This window comes from Pseudarthrobacter sp. CC4 (assembly GCF_048957775.1).
Classification (GTDB): Bacteria; Actinomycetota; Actinomycetes; order Actinomycetales; family Micrococcaceae; genus Arthrobacter.
In genome coordinates, this window is sequence record NZ_JARCCZ010000007.1 from 1 (window position 1) to 20055 (window position 20055).

The 20055-nt window shown below is 64.3% G+C and carries 22 protein-coding genes and 1 riboswitch; of the genes, 13 read left to right on the forward strand and 9 right to left on the reverse strand.

Annotation, left to right across the window (positions count from 1 at the left end):
- Together PV768_RS06340 and PV768_RS06345 are read left to right on the forward strand one after the other, a co-directional pair.
- Window positions 1–263 (forward strand): hypothetical protein (locus tag PV768_RS06340; RefSeq protein ID WP_421092579.1); only part of this gene is annotated, 263 nt, incomplete at its 5' end.
- A gap of 260 nt (window positions 264–523) precedes the next feature.
- Window positions 524–991: a hypothetical protein gene (locus tag PV768_RS06345; RefSeq protein ID WP_366284860.1), complete on the forward strand. Its 468-nt coding sequence runs from the start codon at window positions 524–526 to the stop codon at window positions 989–991.
- Window positions 992–1096: 105 nt separating this feature from the next.
- Here the strand turns inward: PV768_RS06345 and PV768_RS06350 are convergent, their stop codons facing one another.
- The 6 genes from PV768_RS06350 to PV768_RS06375 form a co-directional block, all read right to left on the reverse strand.
- On the reverse strand, window positions 1097–1714 hold the full coding sequence (locus tag PV768_RS06350) for a copper resistance CopC family protein (RefSeq protein ID WP_366284861.1): 618 nt from the start codon (window positions 1712–1714) through the stop codon (window positions 1097–1099).
- Between the two features lie 80 nt (window positions 1715–1794).
- Window positions 1795–2400 carry a hypothetical protein gene (locus PV768_RS06355; protein WP_366284864.1) on the reverse strand — a complete coding sequence of 202 codons (606 nt, stop codon included), beginning with the start codon at window positions 2398–2400 and terminating at the stop codon, window positions 1795–1797.
- A 77-nt stretch (window positions 2401–2477) separates the two neighbouring features.
- A complete protein-coding gene (locus tag PV768_RS06360; RefSeq protein WP_366284866.1) occupies window positions 2478–3167 on the reverse strand; it encodes a DsbA family protein in 690 nt (229 codons plus the stop codon).
- Window positions 3167–4087 (reverse strand): cation diffusion facilitator family transporter, encoded by a 921-nt coding sequence (locus tag PV768_RS06365; RefSeq protein WP_421092580.1) that lies wholly within the window; start codon window positions 4085–4087, stop codon window positions 3167–3169. Before PV768_RS06365 ends, PV768_RS06360 begins: the two co-directional genes overlap by 1 nt.
- The gene (locus tag PV768_RS06370; RefSeq protein ID WP_366284869.1) at window positions 4084–4461 is read right to left on the reverse strand and encodes an ArsR/SmtB family transcription factor; all 378 of its coding nucleotides are present in this window, start codon (window positions 4459–4461) and stop codon (window positions 4084–4086) included. The genes PV768_RS06365 and PV768_RS06370 overlap by 4 nt, the downstream gene beginning before the upstream one ends.
- A 53-nt stretch (window positions 4462–4514) precedes the next feature.
- Window positions 4515–6608: a cytochrome c oxidase assembly protein gene (locus tag PV768_RS06375; RefSeq protein WP_366284872.1), complete on the reverse strand. Its 2094-nt coding sequence runs from the start codon at window positions 6606–6608 to the stop codon at window positions 4515–4517.
- A 212-nt stretch (window positions 6609–6820) separates the two neighbouring features.
- On the opposite strand from PV768_RS06375, the gene PV768_RS06380 reads away from it, so the two are divergent.
- The 8 genes from PV768_RS06380 to PV768_RS06415 all read left to right on the forward strand — a co-directional run bounded on the left by PV768_RS06380 (window position 6821) and on the right by PV768_RS06415 (window position 12733).
- Window positions 6821–7240 carry an ArsR/SmtB family transcription factor gene (locus tag PV768_RS06380; protein ID WP_397425288.1) on the forward strand — a complete coding sequence of 140 codons (420 nt, stop codon included), beginning with the start codon at window positions 6821–6823 and terminating at the stop codon, window positions 7238–7240.
- Between the two features lie 42 nt (window positions 7241–7282).
- Window positions 7283–8254, forward strand: coding sequence for a cytochrome c oxidase assembly protein (locus PV768_RS06385; protein WP_421092581.1), 972 nt, complete (start codon window positions 7283–7285; stop codon window positions 8252–8254).
- 178 nt (window positions 8255–8432) lie between these two features.
- Window positions 8433–8613, forward strand: a riboswitch (cyclic di-AMP (ydaO/yuaA leader).
- Window positions 8614–8617: 4 nt separating this feature from the next.
- On the forward strand, window positions 8618–9439 hold the full coding sequence (locus PV768_RS06390) for a M23 family metallopeptidase (protein ID WP_421092582.1): 822 nt from the start codon (window positions 8618–8620) through the stop codon (window positions 9437–9439).
- Window positions 9440–9444: 5 nt separating this feature from the next.
- Window positions 9445–10110 (forward strand): DUF305 domain-containing protein, encoded by a 666-nt coding sequence (locus PV768_RS06395; protein WP_366285040.1) that lies wholly within the window; start codon window positions 9445–9447, stop codon window positions 10108–10110.
- A gap of 28 nt (window positions 10111–10138) precedes the next feature.
- Window positions 10139–10774 carry a DUF3105 domain-containing protein gene (locus tag PV768_RS06400; protein ID WP_366284880.1) on the forward strand — a complete coding sequence of 212 codons (636 nt, stop codon included), beginning with the start codon at window positions 10139–10141 and terminating at the stop codon, window positions 10772–10774.
- 77 nt (window positions 10775–10851) lie between these two features.
- The gene (locus PV768_RS06405; protein ID WP_366285043.1) at window positions 10852–11652 is read left to right on the forward strand and encodes an SURF1 family protein; all 801 of its coding nucleotides are present in this window, start codon (window positions 10852–10854) and stop codon (window positions 11650–11652) included.
- Between the two features lie 203 nt (window positions 11653–11855).
- The gene (locus PV768_RS06410; RefSeq protein ID WP_366284882.1) at window positions 11856–12119 is read left to right on the forward strand and encodes a metal-dependent transcriptional regulator; all 264 of its coding nucleotides are present in this window, start codon (window positions 11856–11858) and stop codon (window positions 12117–12119) included.
- Window positions 12120–12130: 11 nt separating this feature from the next.
- The gene (locus PV768_RS06415) at window positions 12131–12733 is read left to right on the forward strand and encodes a metal-dependent transcriptional regulator (protein WP_366284885.1); all 603 of its coding nucleotides are present in this window, start codon (window positions 12131–12133) and stop codon (window positions 12731–12733) included.
- Between the two features lie 427 nt (window positions 12734–13160).
- Here the strand turns inward: PV768_RS06415 and PV768_RS06420 are convergent, their stop codons facing one another.
- Window positions 13161–14411: an Nramp family divalent metal transporter gene (locus PV768_RS06420; protein ID WP_366284888.1), complete on the reverse strand. Its 1251-nt coding sequence runs from the start codon at window positions 14409–14411 to the stop codon at window positions 13161–13163.
- Between the two features lie 250 nt (window positions 14412–14661).
- Between PV768_RS06420 and PV768_RS06425 the strand changes: the two genes are divergently transcribed.
- Complete coding sequence (locus PV768_RS06425; RefSeq protein WP_421092583.1) at window positions 14662–15648, forward strand: arsenic resistance protein; 987 nt, start codon at window positions 14662–14664, stop codon at window positions 15646–15648.
- A gap of 403 nt (window positions 15649–16051) precedes the next feature.
- On the opposite strand, the gene PV768_RS06430 is transcribed toward PV768_RS06425, so the two are convergent.
- Window positions 16052–16726 carry a fasciclin domain-containing protein gene (locus PV768_RS06430; protein WP_366284891.1) on the reverse strand — a complete coding sequence of 225 codons (675 nt, stop codon included), beginning with the start codon at window positions 16724–16726 and terminating at the stop codon, window positions 16052–16054.
- A gap of 210 nt (window positions 16727–16936) precedes the next feature.
- Window positions 16937–17605: a metal-dependent transcriptional regulator gene (locus PV768_RS06435; RefSeq protein ID WP_366284893.1), complete on the reverse strand. Its 669-nt coding sequence runs from the start codon at window positions 17603–17605 to the stop codon at window positions 16937–16939.
- A 70-nt stretch (window positions 17606–17675) separates the two neighbouring features.
- Between PV768_RS06435 and PV768_RS06440 the strand changes: the two genes are divergently transcribed.
- Window positions 17676–18794, forward strand: coding sequence for a multicopper oxidase domain-containing protein (locus PV768_RS06440; RefSeq protein ID WP_366284896.1), 1119 nt, complete (start codon window positions 17676–17678; stop codon window positions 18792–18794).
- Complete coding sequence (locus PV768_RS06445; RefSeq protein ID WP_366284899.1) at window positions 18791–20023, forward strand: ZIP family metal transporter; 1233 nt, start codon at window positions 18791–18793, stop codon at window positions 20021–20023. The genes PV768_RS06440 and PV768_RS06445 overlap by 4 nt, the downstream gene beginning before the upstream one ends.
- The last annotated feature ends 32 nt before the right edge of the window (window positions 20024–20055 follow it).

Genomic DNA, 20055 nt, shown 5'->3' on the forward strand with positions numbered 1-20055 from the left:
CCGCTGGGCAGTTCTACTGGCCGTCAGTGGGCAATTACGTGGCCGCCTATGGGCAGTTTTTCATGGCCGCTTACACCAGGAGTGACCGGCGTCTTATCGTCGTGGCGGTTTCCATCGAGATGACGTTCTGGCCCGTTACTGAACGAAGGAAACAGATGGATCAGAACCGTCAACGGGATAGTCCTCAGCGCACATCGTCTCTTGTGCCCGGAGAAGGTGCTTTTGCCCGTAACAGATCTCCTGCCCGCGGAGCCCCTGATTAGTTGGCGTCATGGATACCTTCCTCACACTGCCAAAGGAAGAGCCCGGGACCCGGGGCCGGACGCCTCGCAGGAATAACAGCTCAATCGCGTTACTCCGGTGAAAAGTTCCGTTCCCCCGTAGATTCGCCCCGGCCAGGTTCGATCCAGCTGATGCTGTAACGTCAGGGGGGGCCAAACATTTGCCGTGCCATCGTGCGGCGCCGGGCAGCCCCTGCGCCGGCCAAGCCCCATTTTTTAAGAGGAAGTCCATGGATACGACCATGCCAGATAAGACGACAAGCGACGGGGCACGGCCCGACGGGGACCAGGGAGGCACGGCCGGAATGCCCCTGGGTGCCAAGCGGCTGGTACTCCTGGGCGGATTAGGCGTTCCCGTCGGATTGATTGCCGGGCCGTACCTGCTCGGCCTGCAGCTCCTGGCAGTCGCCGGGGTAGTGGCGATAGCCGTCGCCTTGTCCTATCGGCACGGAACGGCGTGGTTTTCCCGGTGGTCATGGCTGACAGCTTGTGCGGGCGTAGCGTGGACAGGAGCCACCATCGCGTACTGGCTGACCATTGTTGCGGCCGCCGATGCGTCCGCACCTGCACCGCCGGTGTCCTCCGTATTGTTCTACGTTGGCTTCGCCGCATTCGGGCTAATGGCCGGGGCCGTTGCGGCTGCTGCGGTCTCCAGGTACCGGGACCGCAGGCGTTCGGTGAAAGCCGGACAGCAGCCGCAAAAGCACTAAGACCACGGCCTAAAAAGAGATGCCGGCCCCGGTCGCACCCTTCCTGTCAGGTGGCCGGGCCCGGCAGCTACGGTTCCAGAAAATCCCTCAGGGGTCAGTTACCCGTTACCGGGTCTGCTCCCGGCGGCGCCGGGCGAGGTAAAGGATGCCCCCCAAGATGGCGATGATGACTGCGCCGATCCCTACGACGAGCGGACCATTGCTGTCATCCGGGCGCGGAGCCTTCGGAACGGTGTTTGCCGCCGCGCTCTGAGTTGGCGATGGTGCAGCCGAGGGCGGCACCGACTCTGTTGTCGAGGCTGGCGGTGCAGCCGGCGTTACTGCTGCGGGGTCCTGGACCGTGAAAGAGTAGTTTCCCTCGATGGGGTGACCGTCGGAGGAAACCGTCCGCCACAGCACCGTGTAGGGTCCGTTGCTTCCGGGGGCGACTCTGGTCGAGATCGTCGGGCCGGTCACTGTGACCTTGCCGTCGCTGAGCGTCTTTCCGGTTGAATCGGTCACGGTGATCACGCTCAGGTTCAGGCTCTCTGAATCCGTGGGCGGTTCTGACAAGGTGAGGGTCACCGTGTCAGGGGCGGCTGTCACTGTCGCGTCCCGGTCCGGGGACGTGGACTGGAGAGCGTCGTGGGCCTGCGCCGGGCCGGCGCCGATCACAGCAAGCAGCAGCGCTCCGGCAAGAGCGAGGCCAGCCCGGGAGCGTGCGTTCTTTTTTCGTACTGTCATGGGTTCATTCGATTCTGTTCGTATCCGGTCACCGCACTGCATACCGCAGGCGGGTTGCCCCGCCGTCACCGGCGAGGCTCTTATGAGCAGCCGAATCCCTGCGGTGGCCCACGGACAACGGTTTGAACGGGAACCTTGGCGCAAAGAGGAACAGGACGCTGGGTACGCGGCGGCTGGCGGAAGCCCGGGGGAATAATGACAGGATCGATGGGTCCGTTGAGGGGACGCAGCCACGCCGCAAGCGCCCAGAGGGCGTCCTCGCCGCGGGCAAGGAGGAGTGCTGTGGCCAGCGTTGCAATGAGGTGTGCGAACGTCATTGGTGAACCGGCGTCGGCCATCAGATGCCGATGGGACGTTGCGCTTTCCAGCATCAATGGGCCGGTGGCCGCCAGTCCCAGCCCATGATGTGAAGGCTCAGAGCCTGGCACGGCGCTGGCGGACAGCGTTGAGAAGGCCAGGTGCAGGCTCAGCTGGGACCCGCCAAGGTAGGCCGCAAGGAGGGGCGCTGTCATTTTCAGCCCCGCGAGCAGGACTGCGGAGAGTCCCACGACCGCGGCAAGCGCCATCATGATTGACGGCCCTGGAAGTTCGCCCCCGGCGCCCAGGTGTGCCGCGGCGGCGAGCGTGAGAACGGTCAGGGCCAGAACCCCTGCGCGGGGCAGGCGCAAAGGCGCGTGAACGACCACGTGCCAGCTCCTTCCGGGCGTTGTTCTGCTACATCATGTAGAACGATAGCGGTTCTGCAAGCCACGCCATGTGCCGTCTATTTGACGGCGTCGTCGAGTTTCTGCCGGAATTCCGCTTCGGTGTTGAGGGTCAGCTTTTCACCGTTCAGGAAAAAGGTAGGGGTGCCGGTGACGCCGAGGGCTTTTCCGTCGGCGATGTCTTTGCGGATCCGTTCCTTGGTCTCTTCGGCGGCCATGGCAGCGTCGTACTTCTCCATGTCCAGGCCGAGCTCTTCGGCGAAGGTCCTGAACAGGGCGTTTTGGAAGTCCTGCTTCTCGCCCCACTGCGGCTGGGTCTCAAACATCTTGGCGGCCATCTGTTCGTACTTGCCCTGCTGCGCCGCGGCTTCCACTGCCAGGGCGGCCTGGCCGGAGTTCTTGTGCGAGGGCAGGGGGAAGTAGCGGTTCACGAAGGTGATCCGGTCCCCGTATTCCTTCTTCAGTTCCTCCACCAGCGGCGCGGCGGCGCCGCAGGCCTCGCACTCGAAGTCCAGGAACTCCACGAGCTGGGCTTTCTCGGTCGCGGGGGTGGTGAGGCGATGGCTGTCCTCCCTGACGACCTGGGCGTCCGCGACGGGCTGCAGGGCTGCCGGTTCGGGTTTGTTGAAGGTGAAGACCGCGTACCAGATCAGGCCGGCGCCGACGGCGGCGGCCAGGAGGATCCAGAGGACTATGCGGACCTTCCGTGCCGGGTCGGTGGGCTTGGTGGTGGGTGTTGTTTTTGTCATTAGTGGGGGATGCTTTCCTGGTCGCGGTGGGCGGCGGGTTCGATTTGAAAAGTTGAGTGTTCGACGCTGACTTCAAAGTGTTCTGCGACGCAGCGCTGCAGGTCCGCCAGGATCTCCGCGGCGTGGCCGTCCATCATGCAGCCGTCTTCGACCGTGACGTGCGCGGAGAGGACCGGGGTGCCGGAGGCGACGAGGGAGGCGTGCAGGTCATGGACGTCGATGACGTGCGGCAGGGCGAGGATGTGTTCACGGACCTTTGCCAGGTCAAGGCCTGCCGGGGCGTTCTCCATCAGCACGTTCAGGGTTTCGCTGAGGAGCTTCAGTGTCCGGGGGATGATCAGGGCACCGATCAGCAGCGATACGACGGCGTCGGCCTGCACCCAGCCGGTGACGGCGATGATGATCGCGGCGGCGATGACGGCGACGGATCCGAGGGCGTCGTTGAGGACTTCGAGGAACGCGGCGCGCATGTTGAAGTTGTGTTTCCGGCCCGAGGCGAGCACGATCAGGCCGATGGCGTTGCCGGCCAGGCCGATGATGCCAAACCAGAGCATCGTGGAGCCCCCGACTTCGGGAGGTTCGAAGAGCCGGCGGATGCCTTCGATGATGACGAAGCCGCCCACGCCCAGGAGCAGGGCCGCCTGCCCGGCCGCGGCGACGATTTCTGCCCGTTTATAGCCCCAGGTCCGCTTCATGGTGGCGGGCTTGAGCGCCAGCGACGCGGCGATCAGGGCGATCAGCAAACCGGCCGAATCGGTGAACATGTGCCCGGCGTCGGCCAGCAGGGCAAGGCTGCCGGTCAGGACCGAGCCGATGATCTCGGCGACCATCACGGCAAAGGTGATGGTGAAAACGATGATCATTTTTCCACGCTGTACTGCCCCGTCCCCGGCGCCGTGGGCGTGGTCGTGCCCGCTCACGAATGGATCTCCTGGTTTACGGCCCCGGTCCGGGAGTATGCGGTTGTCTCTTGGGCGCAGTCAGGGTCGGCGCACTGGCAAATGGTGCCGACCGTAAGGATGGTACCGAGCAGGTCACCCAAGGCATGGGCAAGGCGGGGATCAGAAAGTTCGTACCTGACGCGCCGCCCTACGGGCTCGGCCAGGACCAGCCCGCAGTCGCGCAGGCAGGCAAGGTGGTTGGAAAGAATTTGGCGGCTCACACCAATCCCTTCGGCCAGATCGGAGGGAAACGCCGGGCCGTTTCGCAGCGTGAGCAGGACAGCTGCCCGGGTCGGGTCCGCGAGGGCTTTGCCGAACCGGGCCAGGACCTCAGTGCTTGAGAGGATACGCATACCGGCAAGAGTACAGATAATGGTGGATTCAGAGAAGCCTGAATTGACGCGGTTCACTGGCCGTCCCGCTGCCGGTCTATCCTGCTGTCGCGTTCCTGCAGCTGGGCGAGCATGTCGTTGTATGCGTCCAGATCCGCGTCGTTGTTCCGGACTGCCGCACGATCGGTTCGGCGCATTTCCCTGGCGTCGGAGCGGGACCACATGACGGCGACACCGATGGCGATGAGCAGGGTGGGGACCTCGCCGATACCCCAGGTGATGGCTCCGCCCATCTGCTGGTCGGCCAGGGCCGGCGGTCCCCAGTCCCGGCCCAGGCCGGTGAACCAGTCAGGCTGCAGAAGCGTTGGCGAGCCCATGAGCGTCACACCGAAGAAGGCATGGAAGGCCATCGTTGCCAACAGCAGCAGAAGCCGCAGCGGATAGGGGGCGCGGCGGGGTACCGGGTCGGTCCCGATCATCGAGAGGATGAACAGGTAGCCGGTTATCAGGAAGTGGGCTGTCATCAGCTCGTGTCCGGCGTGTTCACGCAGGGCGAACCCGAAGGCGTCCGAGTAGTAGAACAGGACGATGGAGCCGGCGAAGTTGGCCGCAACGAACAACGGGTGGGTCAGGACCGCGGCCGGCCGGGAATGGACCAGGACCATGATCCATTCCCTGGGCCCGCGGGAGCCGTCCCGCCGTGGAGCCAGGGTGCGCAGGGCGAGGGTAACCGGCGCGCCGAGGACCAGGAAGACGGGGACGACCATGGTCAGGGCCATGTGGTCGACCATGTGCGCACTGAAAAGTATGCGGCCGTAGACCGAAGGGCCGCCGGAGGTGAAAAAGACCAGCGCCGCAAGCCCGGTGAGCCAGAGCACCGTCCGGATCCACGGCCAGTTGTCCCCTCGCCGGCGCAGGCGATGCGCGCCCAAAAGGTAGAGGACGGCAGCGGTGGCGGCCACGGCAATCCACAGCCAGTCCGGCCGCCAGACGGTAAACCAGCGTTCGGGGGTCAGCTCCGGCGGCAGGGGGTATCCGGTGAGCACTTCTGCCGGGGTGAGGGCGGCGCGGATCTCCTCCCCACCGGGGGGAGGCGTTCGGCCCAATGCCGCCGCGAGGCCGCTGACGGCGCCCATGATCAGCAGTTCGGCGACGATGAACCGCCACAGCACCCTGCCTGCACCCGGCCCGTCTTTCCGGGTCAGGGCGGGGATGAGGCGGGTACGGTGCAGATATCCGATGATGCCCAGGATGATGACGGCGGCGGTTTTAGCCATCACCAGGACACCATAGGGGGAGGTCAGTCCTTCGGGCAGCGGCAGCCGGATTGAGGCGTTGATGATGCCCGAGGCGGAGACCAGGATGAAGGCGAACAAGGCCAGGGAGGAGAACCGGCGAAGGACCGCGGCTGTGTCCTTGCCCAGGGCTGTTCCGGCGGCGGCGAGGGCGATCAGTCCGCCGAACCAGAGGCACACCCCGACCAGGTGAAGGCCCAGGGAATTGGTGGCCTGTTCGTGGTCGGTGCCGCTGGAGGCATGGCCGATAAGGATGACGGGCACCAGTCCTGCGATCGCCAGCAGCGCGGCCGCGGCCAGGGGGCCGGGAGAACGGGCACCGAACACCGCGGTTGACACCACCGCTGCGATGATGACGACCGACAGCCAGGCGCTTCCACTGGGCAGTTGTGTCATATAGGCGACAAGGCCCGCGGAAAATTCGGGGCTGCCGGAGACCGGGACGCCGGCTATGTCGGCGAAGCCCAGGACCAGGACCGCCAGGGCGGAGAGGGTCCATATGACACTGGTGGCCGAAACCAGGACCATGATCCGGGTAAAGGCGGGGTGCTCAGCGCCTGTTGTCGGGCCCTGCTCGTCATGGCGTGTCCTTGACGCCCGGCCTGAGCTTCTCAGGGTGGGCGGGATAATGAAAGCGGCCAAGACGAGTCCGCCGATCGTTGCCGCCGCCGCGAGGTTGTGCACCGTCTGTGCCAGGCCGTATCCCCACTGGACCAGCGCCCCGGGGTCCCGGGTCTCGGCCGGAAGAGTTCCCCTGCCGTAGGCGGTCGCGGCCAGAACCACCACCAGGGCGATTGCGCAGGCGGCTGCCAGCCAGACCGGCCGGGGTGAGACAGCGGGCCTCTCCTGTGAAGTGGAGACTTTGAGCGCCACAATACGTCCTAACCTGGTCCTGGCCCCTACGGAAGGGTGGGGATGGAGCGCGAAACGAAGCACAGCGCGCGACACCAGATTATCTGTAGAGTTGTTCACACGTTAAACGTGCGTGTCAGGGCGTGCACTCCCCCGGCGCCGCGGGCCTCCTGCACTTGCCGCACGTAACCGGGGGAACTCGAAGCTTTAGCGCGTAAAGGTAGCCTAGATGGATGATGCAGATTCCACCCCGGGTCCCCGCCGGGCCGGAGTGTTCGGTCCGGCTCGTCGACGCAGAAAAAGTCGGCGCGGTCAGATCCAGGATGCCAGGAGATTCGGACGTAACCGACTTGGCGGTGATCTTCGGGCTGCTCTCGGACCCTGGCCGGGTCAGGATCCTGATCGCCCTTCTCGAAGGAGAAATGTGCGTCTGCGACCTGGCAGCAACTACCGGGCTGAGCGAGTCCGGCGTCTCCCACGCCCTTCGCCTGCTGCGCGGGCCGCGGGTTGTTCAGGTGCGCCGCTCGGGCAGGATGGCCTACTACTCTCTGGCGGATTCGCACGTCCGCATGCTCCTCGATCTCGGCTTGACGCACGTTGGACATACAGGCAAGGACCGGTTGCGCATGGTCGAAGGCGGCCAGGCACCCTGACAGGGGCGGGCCTGCCCGCACAGTGCGACAGCCGGTGCTGCCATGTCTGAGCCTGAGATCACCGGTCCGGTCTGGCTTCCGTCGCTGCCGCCCTCGCTTCCTGAATACCTGGCGCCGAACCTGCAGCCGGTACCGCTGATCCCTGCCCTGACGCTGCTGGCCGCGGCGCTTTACCTGGCAGGGGCGATCCGGCTGTGGCGGCAGGGCCGGGGCTGGTCCGTGGTGCGGACGTGTTCCTTCCTGGTCGGCTGCCTGGCCATCATCGTGGTCATGGGAGCCGGCATCGAAGGGTACGGACTGCGGATGTTCTCCATCTTTATGTTCCAGCAACTGACCCTGATGATGGCCGTTCCGCCGCTGCTGGTCATCGGATCACCAGGAACACTGCTGCTGCGGGCAACACCCCACGGCAGGCTGGGCCGCCGCGCCCTCCGGGCCGCGCTATGGGGCCTGCGTTCCCGATGGGGACGCGTTGCTATTCACCCGGCCTTCATGGTCCCGCTGTTCCTGCTCAGCTTTTACGGCGTGTACTTCTCCGGTCTGGCGGACCTGCTGCTGCCAAACTGGTACGGCCACGTCGGCCTGGAACTGCTGTTCCTGATCTCCGGGATCCTCTTCACCGTGCCGTTGATTTCCGCTGACCCGCTGCCGAGCCGCCAAACCCACTTCGGACGGATGATCGATATCTTCGCAGAGATGCCGTTGCACGCGTTCTTCGGGGTGGTCATCATGATGGCCACCACTCCCATGGTTAAATTCTTTGCCACGCCGCCTGCGAGCTGGAACATCAACCCCCTGACGGACCAGGGCGTAGCCGGCGGATTGGCCTGGTCCTACGGGGAATTACCCGGAGTGCTTCTGCTGATGTTCATCCTGGTCCGCTGGCAGCGTGAGGAAGCCAGATCCAACGCCAGAATTGAGCGGGCCGAGCTCACCGGAGGAACCCCGGAGCTGGACGCCTACAACAGCTACCTGCAGCAGCTGGCAGACAGACCTGAACCCCGTCGCCGATAAAGGGCCCGGTCAACTTGACCCGCGGGCCTGGTCATATGAAGATATCTGCAGATGAATTTTACGAAGCGTAGAACTGCGCCTTCCTTGCTGCTGTTATCAGATTGTGATATTCAGGCTTTCTTAGGTAACGTTAGTTCAGGCTTTCCTGTATTGAGCCCTCGACGCCGCACGCTCAGCCCCGCCGGCGGTGTCAGATCCGAACATGAACGGCGGGGGCGGAGGACCCACAAACGGCAGCTTGCTGCCTTGGGGTGAAGACGCACACTGTGCCGGGCCACGAGGGCCGGCTCCACGGGCGTCCGGGCTTTCTCCTTGGCCCGAACCCGACAGCTAACTTCGCAGGCGACCCGAAAGGATTCCGCTGTGCCCTCCTCCCTCCATGGCCGCCGCCGCGCTCTGCCCAGTGACCGCTCCCGGCGCCGCGCCGGTGCTGCCAGAACTGCGCGCCGCGCCGTCCGTCCCGTGGCCCCGTCCCCGCGCCCTGTCTGGCTTCCCGGGGCCTCCGCTTTTGCCGCCGTCGTGATGCTTGCAGCCGGCATACCCGCCGCGCATGCCGGGCTTATTGCCGCCGGCACCGTTCCCGCCGCCGAGCCGGCCGCTGTGGAGGCAGCCCCGGCCATAACAGCGCAGGAACAGGCGGTCATCACTTATCAGCGCACTGACGTCGGGACCCGTCCGGCCGAACGGCCTGAGACGCCCGCGCCTGCCGCAACAGGATCCACCGCAGGGACCCCCTCCGCAGTTCCTTCCGCTGCAGCGACGGCACCGCCAACGGTTGTGCCCGTGGATACCACCCTGGGCGCTCCGCTGGCCAGCATGTCCATTTCCTCTCCGTTCGGGTTCCGGACGAGCCCGATCACGGGCGCGTCCGGTGAATTGCATACCGGGCTGGATCTGGTGGCTTCGTGCCAGACGGCAGTGTTCACGGCCGGCTCGGGGACCGTCGTGGAAGCTGGATGGTCCCAGAACGGCGGCGGAAACCGCATCGTTGTCGATCATGGCAATGGGATGAAAAGCACGTACAACCATCTGTCCTCAATAGAGGTCTCCGTCGGTTCCGTGGTGGCCAAGGGCCAGCGGCTCGGCGGGGCCGGAACAACCGGAAACTCCACCGGATGCCACCTGCACTTCGAAATCGTCCGCGACGGCGTGACGGTGGATCCCCAGGGCTGGCTCCGGCCGTGACCCTCATGGAACCGGGCGACCAGGCGCCGGCAACGTCACCAATGCACCGGAAGCGGCTTTGGGCTGTTTTCGTCATAGTAGTGGCCCTCACGGGGCTGGGCTTCTTCGCTTTGGGCCGGCTTTCCGCGGCGCCCGCACTCGTCCCGGACTCCGGCCCGGATGCCGGATTTGCCCGGGATATGCAGACCCATCATGCCCAGGCGGTGGAGATGGCCCTGGTGATTCGGGACAAGTCCGACCACCCCGAGGTCCGGGCGGTCGCCTACGATATTGCCACCGCGCAGCAGCATCAGAACGGGCAGATGTTCGCTTGGCTGCAGGACTGGGGACTGTCCCCGGCCGGGACAGCGCCGCCGATGGCCTGGATGACGCCCGGCGGCGCACATGAAGGAACCGGAGCCGCGCATACCGCCCAGGCGTCCGGCCCTGAAGGTGCCATGGAAGGCATGGCGACCCCGGAACAGATGCAGGCGCTGCGGGAAGCTTCAGGTGCGGAGGCCGACCGTCTGTTCGTTGATTTGATGATCCGCCATCATCAAGGAGGTGTCGCCATGGCCACCGCCGGGACCCGGCTGGCGGAAACCTCGAAGGTCCGGGACTTCGCTGCCCGTATCCTCGAAGCACAGACAGCTGAAATCACGGCCCTTGAAGAACTCCGAAGCCGACTCTGATCGCCCCAAAAAGAGAGTGAGACCGCCGATGACCGGAAAACCAAAAGCCGGTGAGGACCGCAAAGCGCTCCTGGCAGCAGTGCAGGCCAAACAGCGGGCCGCTGACAGACGGCGGGCCTGGCTGATCTACGGCACCGGCGCGGCCGTCGTCCTCGCAATCATTGCCGCGGTGACCTTTGTCCTCGTGGGGGAGGTGCAGCAGCGCGAACAGCTTAATGCCGCGGCCGCACGGCCGATCGAGGGTGAGCAGGACTATCCGGACCAATCCAGGAACCACACCAGCCAGGCAGTCAGTTATCCACAGACTCCGGCCACCGGCGGGGACCATGCGCCGGTCTGGACCAACTGCGGGATCTACACGGACCCCGTTGAACAGACCCGGGCAGTGCATTCCCTCGAACACGGGGCGGTGTGGCTCACCTACCGCCCCGACCTTGCCCCGGACGAGCTCGCCGAACTGACCGCTTTGGCCGGCAAGCAGGACTACCTCCTGCTCAGCCCGGTAGCCGAACAAGCCTCCCCGGTTGTGGCAACAGCCTGGGGAAAACAGCTTGCCGTGGACAGCGGCAGCGACGAACGCCTGGCACCGTTTATTAAGAAATACCGGCAAGGCCCGCAGGCACCTGAGCCCGGGGCCGTTTGTTCCGGCGGCGTGCAGGGCTGACCTTGCTGCCGAACAAGGACCGGACGCCCCGGGCCTACGGATTCCTGCTGTCCTGGCGGTGGCTGGGTATCCTGGGCATGGCCGTTCTGTTTGCAGCGGCCTGCATGGGGCTGGGTAACTGGCAGATGGACCGGCGGAACCAGGCGGTCACCGAAATCCGCCGCGTCCAGCAGAACTATGACAAGCCGCCCGTGCCCTACGAAGAAGCCAGCCGCTACTTTGACGACCCGGACCCGGACGCCAAGTGGACCACGGTATCTGTCAGGGGCCAGTACCTGGCCAACGACCAGCGGATCGTCCGGAACCGGCCCAACTACTCGGCCGCCGGGTACGAGGTTCTGGTCCCGTTCCGGCTGGTTTCCGGTGAAACGATCATCGTCAACCGGGGCTGGGTTCCCATCGGGAACAATCGGCCAGGCTACCCTGATACGGTTCCTGCACCGCCCCCCGGAACTGTCGCAGCAGTGGTGCGGATCAAACCATCAGAGGCCAACGTGGACCGGAGTGCCCCCGAAGGGCAACTGGCCAGCATTGACCTGGCCTCCTATGCGCGTCAGCTGGAGTACCCGGTTAAGACCGGCAGTTATGGGCTCATGGCCTCCGAATCACCCCCGCCGGAGCTTGCGCCTCAGCAACTCGCCCCACCCAAGGTGCAGGAAGGATCCAACCTGTCCTACGCAATGCAGTGGATTACCTTCGGAGTGCTGGCCTTTGTCGGGTTCGGCTATGTAGCGCGGCAGCAGGCCCGCATCGGCCGGGAGGAACGTGAAGCTGCGGAACCGTCCGAACCTGGACAGCAGGCCAGCCCACAGGGCAAACCACGGCGCCCACGCTCTGATGACGAGGAAGATGCTCTTCTGGACGCCATGGGCCTCTGACAGCGGAGGCCAGCCACGTGTGGAGTTCCTGACTGCAAGCCTCCGTCGGGCTGGTGGATCTGCTGCAGGGGTGACGACCGGACCATGGGCGGTTGTTTGCTCCGCAGGCCGTGGACTGGCATCAAGGACTGAGCCCCCGGCCTTGATCATCCTTCCACCAAAACGACGGCTCACTGGCTGCCTACAGGGTGGGCGGCGCGGCAGTGGTTAAGCCCGTCGTTCCTGACCTGACCGTTGCCGCCCAGGCCTACTTGAAGCTCCTCTACACCGCCGGTGAATGGTCGGATGCGCCGGTAACTGTTGGATTACTGGCGGACCGGCTGGGCCTCAGTAGGTCCACGGTCTCGGAGGGCAACGCAAAACTCGCGCGGCAGGGTCTTGTCACACACGCCAAGTACAGCAGCGTCAGCCTCACGCCCAATGGGCGGCGGTATGCGCTGGTCATGGTCCGCCGACACCGGCTCTAAAAACCTTCCTGGTGCAGACCCTTGGATACACCTGGGACGAAATCCACGACGAGGCCGCAAAGCTCGAACACGCGGCCTCCGAACACCTGATCGCCACAATGGATGAACTCCTGGAACACCCGTCCGCTGTCCCTCACGGCGATCCCATCCCCACAGTCGACGGACAGATGCGCCGGCCCGGAGCCAGCCAGCTGACCGCCGCGCAGCCAGGACAAAACGTGGTAATTTGCCGGGTCTCGGACGCGGACCCGAAGTTGCTGCGTTATTTTTCCGGCCTCGGCCTCAGCCCAGGTACCGAGCTCACCATCAGGGAGCGGAAGCCCTTCACTACAGGGACAACCTTCCACGTGACCCGCAGCGGGCAGGCCATCATGCTCGGAACCGAAGCGACGGAGGCCGTGTGGGTATCCCCGCCAGCAGCGGGGATACCGCATCCGGGTAAGCCCGGCTGTCCGAACAGGCTTGCCGGTGATGCTGAGAACGCAGGTCAGGCCCACGATCAATGTCGCGTTGGTCAGCGACTGCCTGTTGCCCCGAAATCTCCTTCACCGGACCCCAACGACACGGGTGGGCAGTACTGTCCCCAAATTTGGTGGTCGACAAAATGGAACTGAAGCCCTTAGATTGCGGTACCGGACCGGAATGCACGGCCGTGGAAATGACGGCACTTCCCATCAGGCGGCCAACACTTGCACGATCCGAAAAGGAGTTCTGGCATGTCGCCATGTGACGCCCCCAAACCGGCACGGCGGATGGCCCACTTTTACACGGTCAAAACGGCCTCCGGGGCACTGGGCATCAGTGAAGCAGAAGTTTTGAAGATGCTGGAGAGTGGTGAGCTCCGCGGTCTCCGGCTCGTGCCGCCAACTCCTTGGCTCGTCGATGGCAGAGCCCTGGACGACTTCGCCCTTCATTGGTGGAACAACCGTCCGCATGACCAGCAGCGGCCAGGACGTCACCCAGGGAACCAAGAGTGACGCACGCGGTGAGGGTGGCTCCGGTCCGCAGCGGTGACTCCGCTTCCAGGTAACTCCGGGATGATTAGGCTTGACCGGTGATAGTGAGGGCGATGAGGACGCAGTTCAGGCCGACGATGAGCGTCGCGCTGGTCCAGCCCGCGATCTTCAGCGGTGTCGAGTCGGTGTGGATGCCCATCACGTCACGTTTTCCGGTGAGCCGGATCAGCGGGATCAGGGCGAACGGGATGCCGAAGCTGAGCAGGACCTGGCTCAGGACCAGGGCCAAGGTCGGCTCGATCCCGGCACCGAGGATCAGCAGGGCAGGGATCAAGGTGATGACGCGACGGGTAAGCAGGGGTACGCGGAGCTTCAGCAGCCCACCCATGATCGTGGCGCCCGCGTAGCAGCCCACAGATGTTGAGGCCAGTCCCGAGGCCAGCAGCCCGATCGCGAACACGACGCCGATGACCGGGCCCAGGGCGGAGGTGACAGCGGCGTGGGCACCGGCAATGGTGTCTGTTCCTTCGATGCCGCGCAGGCTGGACGCAGCCAACAAAAGCATCGCAATGTTAACTACCCCGGCGAGCATCAGGGCGCCCGCCACGTCGAAGCGGGTGGCCTTAATGAGTCGTGTCCGGACGGCGGGATCCTTGGAGAAGCCGTGCCGGTCCCTCGCCAGCGCCGAATGCAGATAAATCGCGTGCGGCATCACCGTGGCTCCCAGCATGCTGGCCGCGAGCAGGACGGTGTCCGTTCCCTCGAAGCGGGGAATCAGGCCGCCCAGGGCGCTCCCGGCATCGGGTGGGTTCACGAACAGCCCGGATACGAAACCGACCGCGATGACGCCAAGCAGGATCAGGATCGCGTACTCAAAGGACTTCTGGCCCCGTGCGTTCTGCAACGCGAGAAGCAGCATTGATGCCACACCAATGATGAGGCCGCCGGCCAGCAGCGGAAGGCCGAACAGCAGGTTCAGCGCCACGGCACCGCCGATGACCTCCGCCATGTCGGTTGCGCCGGCGACCACCTCAGCCTGGAGCCAGTACATCCGCCGTCGGCCGTTGCCAAGACGCTTGCCCAGAATCTCGGGAAGGCTCAGGCCCGTGGCCAGCCCGAGTTTGGCCGACTGATACTGCACCAGCACGGCCATGGCGTTCGCTGCCACCAAAACCCAGACCAGCAAATACCCGTAGCTCGCACCCGCAGTGAGGTTCGCGGCCACATTTCCAGGATCCACATAGGCGATCGCCGCCACAAAAGCCGGGCCCATCAGCAGCAAGCGGGACCATCGCCGGCCCGCGGCCGGGCGTGCCTGAAGTGTCGGAATAGCCATCATGGTCCTCGTCATTGTGGGCGTGGTGATACCACTGAGAATAACGCAAAGTTAGGTACACCGAAAAATAATATTCGGTCTCCCTTTTCATTGCCTTGGGCCGGGCAACTGAACGCTGTGGGTAAAGGTCCGGTGCGGCGGCGGGTGGTTTTTCGTCAGCTGAGGCCCGCTCGTGCTTTGTTCCCGGGCCGGCTGGCCTACTTCGTCATCTTCCGACGCCCCACAATATGCACCCGCCTACGCTTGATGTATGCGAGTAGCTCGGTTGATCAACGTCATGGAACGCCGTCAGATCGGCCTTTACCTGCTGGCCATTGGCGCTGGAGCCGGTCTCGGCTGGTTGGTTCCTGCCGTGTCTGTACCCCTGGAGCAGGCCATCTTCCCTGTCCTGGGGTTGCTGCTGTTTGCGACGTTCCTGGGCATCCCGTTTGCCTCGATCGGTGAGGCGGTACGGGATGTCCGGTTTATGGCGACCGTTTTGGTCCTGAACTTCCTTATCGCCCCGGGCGTTGTCTTTGCCCTGTCCCGGTTCATCGCACATGATCAGGCCCTTCTGATCGGGGTGATGATGGTGCTGCTGACACCCTGCATCGATTACGTGATCGTCTTCTCCGGACTGGCCGGCGGCTCAAGCGATCGGCTTTTAGCGGCCGCGCCGCTGCTGATGCTCACGCAGATGCTGCTGTTACCGCTGTATCTGCTGTTCTTTGTCGGCCCCGACCTGGTGTCAGAGATAGAGCCAGGGCCCTTCATCGAGGCGCTCGTTTTCCTGATCGTCATCCCGCTTGTTCTGGCGGCGCTCACCCAGGCGTGGGCCAGACGGGCAGCCGCAGGCCGTGCCGTGATGACGATGATGGAAGGGCTGATGGTTCCCTTGATGATGCTGACCCTGGCCGTCGTTATCGGGTCACAGATCGTCGGTGTGGGCAGCCGGATCGGATCCCTGCTGTTGGTCTTCCCGGTGTATGCAGCGTTCCTTGTGGTGATGGTCCCGCTGGGCATGGCAGCGGCGCGGGTAGGCGGATTGGACGCCGCCAGTACGAAGGCCGTGATCTTCAGTGGCGCAACCCGTAACTCATTGGTCGTACTTCCCCTGGCCCTGGCCCTTCCTGAGCCGCTCGCCCTGGTATCCCTCGTCGTCGTCACCCAGACATTAGTGGAACTCATTGGGATGGTGGCCTACGTTCAGATCGTCCCCCGGATCATCTGGACGAACCGAACCCTCCAATCCAGCTAAGGCGGCACCCTCCGCCCCACTCCCCCGCACCGCCGGCTGTGGAACACTCCTTAAACTCACATGAGTCAATGAAGCTTTACGTATTTGAGTTTTTTCCACAGTCGTTCAGAAAGGATATGGCTAGCGCGGCGGAGCAGTTTTGGTCCGCGCGGCTGCAGGAGATTGGCGGCTCTGCGAGGCATCCGTCGGAGATGACGGATGGAGGAGATTCACTCTCTAGGCTTCCGGCCCTCCATGGCATTCCTGTCCCGTAGACTTAGGCTTCCGATCTGAGACTTCGGTACTTCTTATCGCGGCCAAAGAGAGACTGTGGCTACACAATGAACTGCTCCCCGAGGGTTTGGACTGAGAAATTAGTCCAAACCCTCAGGGAGCAGCCTTCTGGTTCCGGATGAGTGCCGAACTACTTGGGCATCAGCACCGAGTCGATGAGGTAGACGGTTGCGTTCTTGGTCTGGACGCCGCCGCAGATCACGTTGGCGTCGTCGACCTTGAGATTGTCGCCGCTGCCGGCGACCGTCACGGAGCCGCCCTGGACGGTGGCGTGGGTGCCGGCGATCTTGTCAGGGGTGATCTGGCCCGGAACCACGTGGTAGGTCAGGATCTTGCTCAGCAGGGCATCATCGGTCTTCAGGGTCTCGATGGTTGCGGCGTCGATCTTTGCGAAGGCATCATCCACCGGGGCGAAGACGGTGAACTCGCCGCCGTTGAGGGTGTCCACCAGGTCCACCTTCGGGTTGAGCTTGCCGGACACGGCGGCGGTGAGGGTGGTCAGGATCGGGTTGTTCGATGCTGCGACGGCTACCGGGTCAAGGGCCATGCCCTCGACGGAGCCTGCACCCGTGGGGACCTGCTCGGCGTAGGCGGCACAGCCCGGACCTACCAGGTTGGCGGCCGGGTCCATCGTGCCGGCCGAGGTGCTGGCGGATGCTGACGGGGCCGTGCTGGAAGCAGTAGGCGCTGCGGCGGGCGCGGATGAGCTTGGGGTGGAAGCCGTTCCGCCGCAAGCGGTAAGGCTGAGCAAAGCCGCGGCTGCAACGCCTGCGACGGTGAAGGTTGTGCGCTTGATTGTCTGCATTCTTGTTCTCCCTTGAATTGTGGCAGGTTACTTGGCCTCGACCGATGTTCACCGGCCCCGTGGCTGGTGTCTCAATGACTATTCGGTCGACGCAGGAACATGGATGGGTCAATATCAAGGATGTTTCGTGGGAGCCTTCGCTTCTGAGAAACCAGCACAGTTATACAGGGTGAAGAGGGCCAGCCGAGGACGGGGCTGCCTTGCCGGCAGCTAATTCGCGATGACCCAGATCGCCTCTGCTGCTGAGGGGCCAAGGTCGATGTCACGGTCTGGCAGCCGGACGGTGGTGACGTCCGCGTATGGGCGGTGTGCCAAGACGGTGAGTTCTGTGTCGGGTCCCAAACCGAGTTCGGCAAAATAGCGCAGCATGTCCGGATCTGAGTCCGAAATCCTGGTTATCGTCAGCACCTGTGCTGGTTCAGCTTCGGCGAGCTGGAAGCCCCGGGGCAGTGGCAGCCCACCGTTGGCTGTGGGGATGGGGTCTCCGTGCGGATCTTTGGTCGGGTGGCCGAGGCGTTCAGCGATGCGTTCAACCATGGTGTCCGACACTGCATGTTCGAGAATTTCGGCTTCATCATGCACCTCGTCCCAGCCGTAGCCCAGGATCTGGACAAGGAAAGTCTCCAGCAGCCGGTGCCTGCGCACCATTTGAACGGCGTGCTCACGCCCGTCCGCGGTCAACTCGATTTTCCCGTAAGGGGCGTGCGTAACGAGGCCCTGTCGGGCCAGCCGCCGGATCCCATCAGAAACCGTGGAGGGTTTGACGCCCAAACGCTCGGCCATGGCGCTGACAGTAATCGGGGTTTCCGACCATTCTGTGGCTGACCAGATCATCTTCAGATAGTCCTGGGCAGGGGTGGTCAGATCGGAGACAGTCATACCCTGATATTATCAACAGAAGACGAGTGTTAGAGTGGCCTAACAAATGTTTTTGATCATGGGAGATTAGATGGACGGGTCACCGAATTATGCGGCCAAGGGCATGCCCAGCCGCCGGAACATGCTCTCCGGCGCTGCTGCTTTCGCTGCACTTCCCGCCGTTGGCGCCTGGGTGTCGCTTGGCGGGGCCCAAGATCCGGCGTCCGGGCATGGGGCGCATGGTAGGCAGGCCTTTGCCGGGCCTTCGGTTGCCCCGGAGGCCTCGACAGGCTCGGGTGCCGCCCATGCGGCCAACCACGCCGGGCATGCCGGTTTTGCTGGCGGATCTGTCCCGCCGGAGCGTGCGGGCATTGACCCCACTGCCATCCTGCATGACTTCGACCGGGGCACCACCAGCACTCTGCCCGACGGCAGGACCCTGCGGGAGTGGGACATCGTCGCAGTGGACAAGGATTTTGAGATCGCCCCGGGTGTGACATTCCCGGGCTGGAGCTACAACGGCCGCATCCCCGGCCCCACCCTCTGGGCGCAGGAAGGGGACGCGCTGCGGATTCACTTCACCAACGCAGGGGCGCACCCGCACACGATGCACTTCCACGGGATCCACCGCGCGGAAATGGACGGAACGCCAGGCATCGGGGCCGGTTCGATCGCCCCGGGGCAGAGCTTTACCTACGAATTCGACGCCACACCGTTCGGCACGCATCTGTACCACTGCCATCAGTCACCCTTGGCCCCCCATATCGCCAAGGGCCTCTACGGGGGGTTCATCATCGAGCCCAAGGAAGGCCGCCCGAAGGCCGACAACGAAATGGTGATGGTGATGAACGGCTACAACACCGACGGCGGAGACGACAACGAGTTCTACTCTGTCAACGGCTTGCCCTTCCATTTCATGGACTTCCCTGTCCAGGTCAAACAGAACGAGCTGGTGCGGATCCACCTGATCAACATCCTCGAATACGACCCCATCAACTCTTTCCACCTGCACGGGAACTTCTTTCACTACTACCCGACCGGGACCATGCTTACGCCCAGCGAATACACGGACACCATCTCCCAGGCACAGGGCCAGCGCGGCATCGTGGAGGTTCGCTTCCCGTACCCGGGCAAGTACATGTTCCACGCCCATAAGACCGAGTTCGCCGAACTGGGCTGGATGGGCTTCTTCGAAGTGAGCGCGTCATGAGCCTGGACGAAAAGACAGCCGCCGCACAGGCGGCCGAACCCCACCGCCGGACCCCGGTGCCGCGGTGGCTGCTCGGCGTTGGACCGCTGGTCTTGATCGCGATCCTGCTGGGCCTGTTTTCGCTCCTGAATGCGCCCGGGTTGTCCGAGCTGTCCGAGGGCGTTCCGCCCAAGGAGGAAGTCGCCGTCGAAGACATCCGGCTCACGCCGGGCCAGATCGCCATCACCGTCCGAAACGAAGGACCGGACCCTGTCTCGATCGCCCAGGTCAATGTCTCGGACTACTACGCGCTGTTCACCCAGACCCGCGAGACCATGGCGCCGCTGGAGTCCACCACCCTGACCATCAGCTACAACTGGGTGGCCGGTGATCCCTACGAAGTTGCACTGGTGACCTCCCTCGGAGGCAAGGTCCCGGCGGACATCGAAGCCGCGGCACTGAGTCCGGAACGCGGCAGCTCCTTCTTCGGCCTCATGACGCTCCTTGGCGTGTACGTCGGCGTCATCCCCGTTGCCTTGGGGATGCTGTGGATGCCATTCGTTCGTCGCGCGCCCGCATCATGGGTCCGGGTCCTGCTGGGCGTCACCGTGGGACTTCTCGCGTTCCTTGCCATCGATGCCACGCTCGAAGCCGTGGAACTCGTGGCGGACAACGGAGCGTTCGGCGGCCCGATAGTGGTGTTCCTCGGCGCGGTGGCAGCCTACCTGGTCCTTGAAGGCACCGACGCCTGGATGCGCCGGCACCAGAAACTGAGCGCCACATCCCAGCCCGCCACACCGCCCCCGGGCCGCCTGGCACTGCTGATTGCGATAGGCATCGGACTGCACAACTTTGGCGAAGGACTCGCCATCGGGTCCGCCTACGCCGTGGGCTCACTAGCCCTGGGCGCGTCCCTTATCGTCGGCTTCGCCATCCACAACACCACCGAAGGCCTGGCCATCGTCACCCCCTTGGCGAAGCAACCGCCAGGCCTTGCCCGCCTGGCACTCCTAGGACTCATCGCCGGCTCGCCCGCCATCGCCGGGGCACTGATCGGAGCAACCGTCTACCAGCCAGCCCTCTCCGCCTTCCTGCTTGGCATCGGCGCCGGAGCGGTCGCCCAAGTGGCCGTCAAACTCATCCCCCTACTCAAGGACCGCACAGAAAAAACGCTCACGGCACCAACCACCACCGGGATCATCCTGGGACTGGCCGTGATGTTCGCAACCGGACTACTCGTGCAGGCCTAGACGACATGGGGCAGGAGGAAGCGGCGGCCCCG

Bases quoted from the DNA above. Each gene is read 5' to 3' on its own strand.
- PV768_RS06345 (WP_366284860.1), top strand. From the start codon at position 524: ATGCCAGATAAGACGACAAGCGACGGGGCACGGCCCGACGGGGACCAG.
- PV768_RS06435 (WP_366284893.1), bottom strand. From the start codon at position 17,605: ATGACTGTCTCCGATCTGACCACCCCTGCCCAGGACTATCTGAAGATG.
- PV768_RS06440 (WP_366284896.1), top strand. From the start codon at position 17,676: ATGGACGGGTCACCGAATTATGCGGCCAAGGGCATGCCCAGCCGCCGG.
- PV768_RS06425 (WP_421092583.1), top strand. From the start codon at position 14,662: ATGCGAGTAGCTCGGTTGATCAACGTCATGGAACGCCGTCAGATCGGC.
- PV768_RS06360 (WP_366284866.1), bottom strand. From the start codon at position 3,167: ATGACAAAAACAACACCCACCACCAAGCCCACCGACCCGGCACGGAAG.
- PV768_RS06380 (WP_397425288.1), top strand. From the start codon at position 6,821: ATGATGCAGATTCCACCCCGGGTCCCCGCCGGGCCGGAGTGTTCGGTC.
- PV768_RS06430 (WP_366284891.1), bottom strand. From the start codon at position 16,726: ATGCAGACAATCAAGCGCACAACCTTCACCGTCGCAGGCGTTGCAGCC.
- PV768_RS06400 (WP_366284880.1), top strand. From the start codon at position 10,139: ATGACCGGAAAACCAAAAGCCGGTGAGGACCGCAAAGCGCTCCTGGCA.
- PV768_RS06395 (WP_366285040.1), top strand. From the start codon at position 9,445: ATGGAACCGGGCGACCAGGCGCCGGCAACGTCACCAATGCACCGGAAG.
- PV768_RS06420 (WP_366284888.1), bottom strand. From the start codon at position 14,411: ATGGCTATTCCGACACTTCAGGCACGCCCGGCCGCGGGCCGGCGATGG.
- PV768_RS06370 (WP_366284869.1), bottom strand. From the start codon at position 4,461: ATGCGTATCCTCTCAAGCACTGAGGTCCTGGCCCGGTTCGGCAAAGCC.
- PV768_RS06445 (WP_366284899.1), top strand. From the start codon at position 18,791: ATGAGCCTGGACGAAAAGACAGCCGCCGCACAGGCGGCCGAACCCCAC.
- PV768_RS06405 (WP_366285043.1), top strand. From the start codon at position 10,852: ATGGCCGTTCTGTTTGCAGCGGCCTGCATGGGGCTGGGTAACTGGCAG.
- PV768_RS06385 (WP_421092581.1), top strand. From the start codon at position 7,283: ATGTCTGAGCCTGAGATCACCGGTCCGGTCTGGCTTCCGTCGCTGCCG.
- PV768_RS06350 (WP_366284861.1), bottom strand. From the start codon at position 1,714: ATGACAGTACGAAAAAAGAACGCACGCTCCCGGGCTGGCCTCGCTCTT.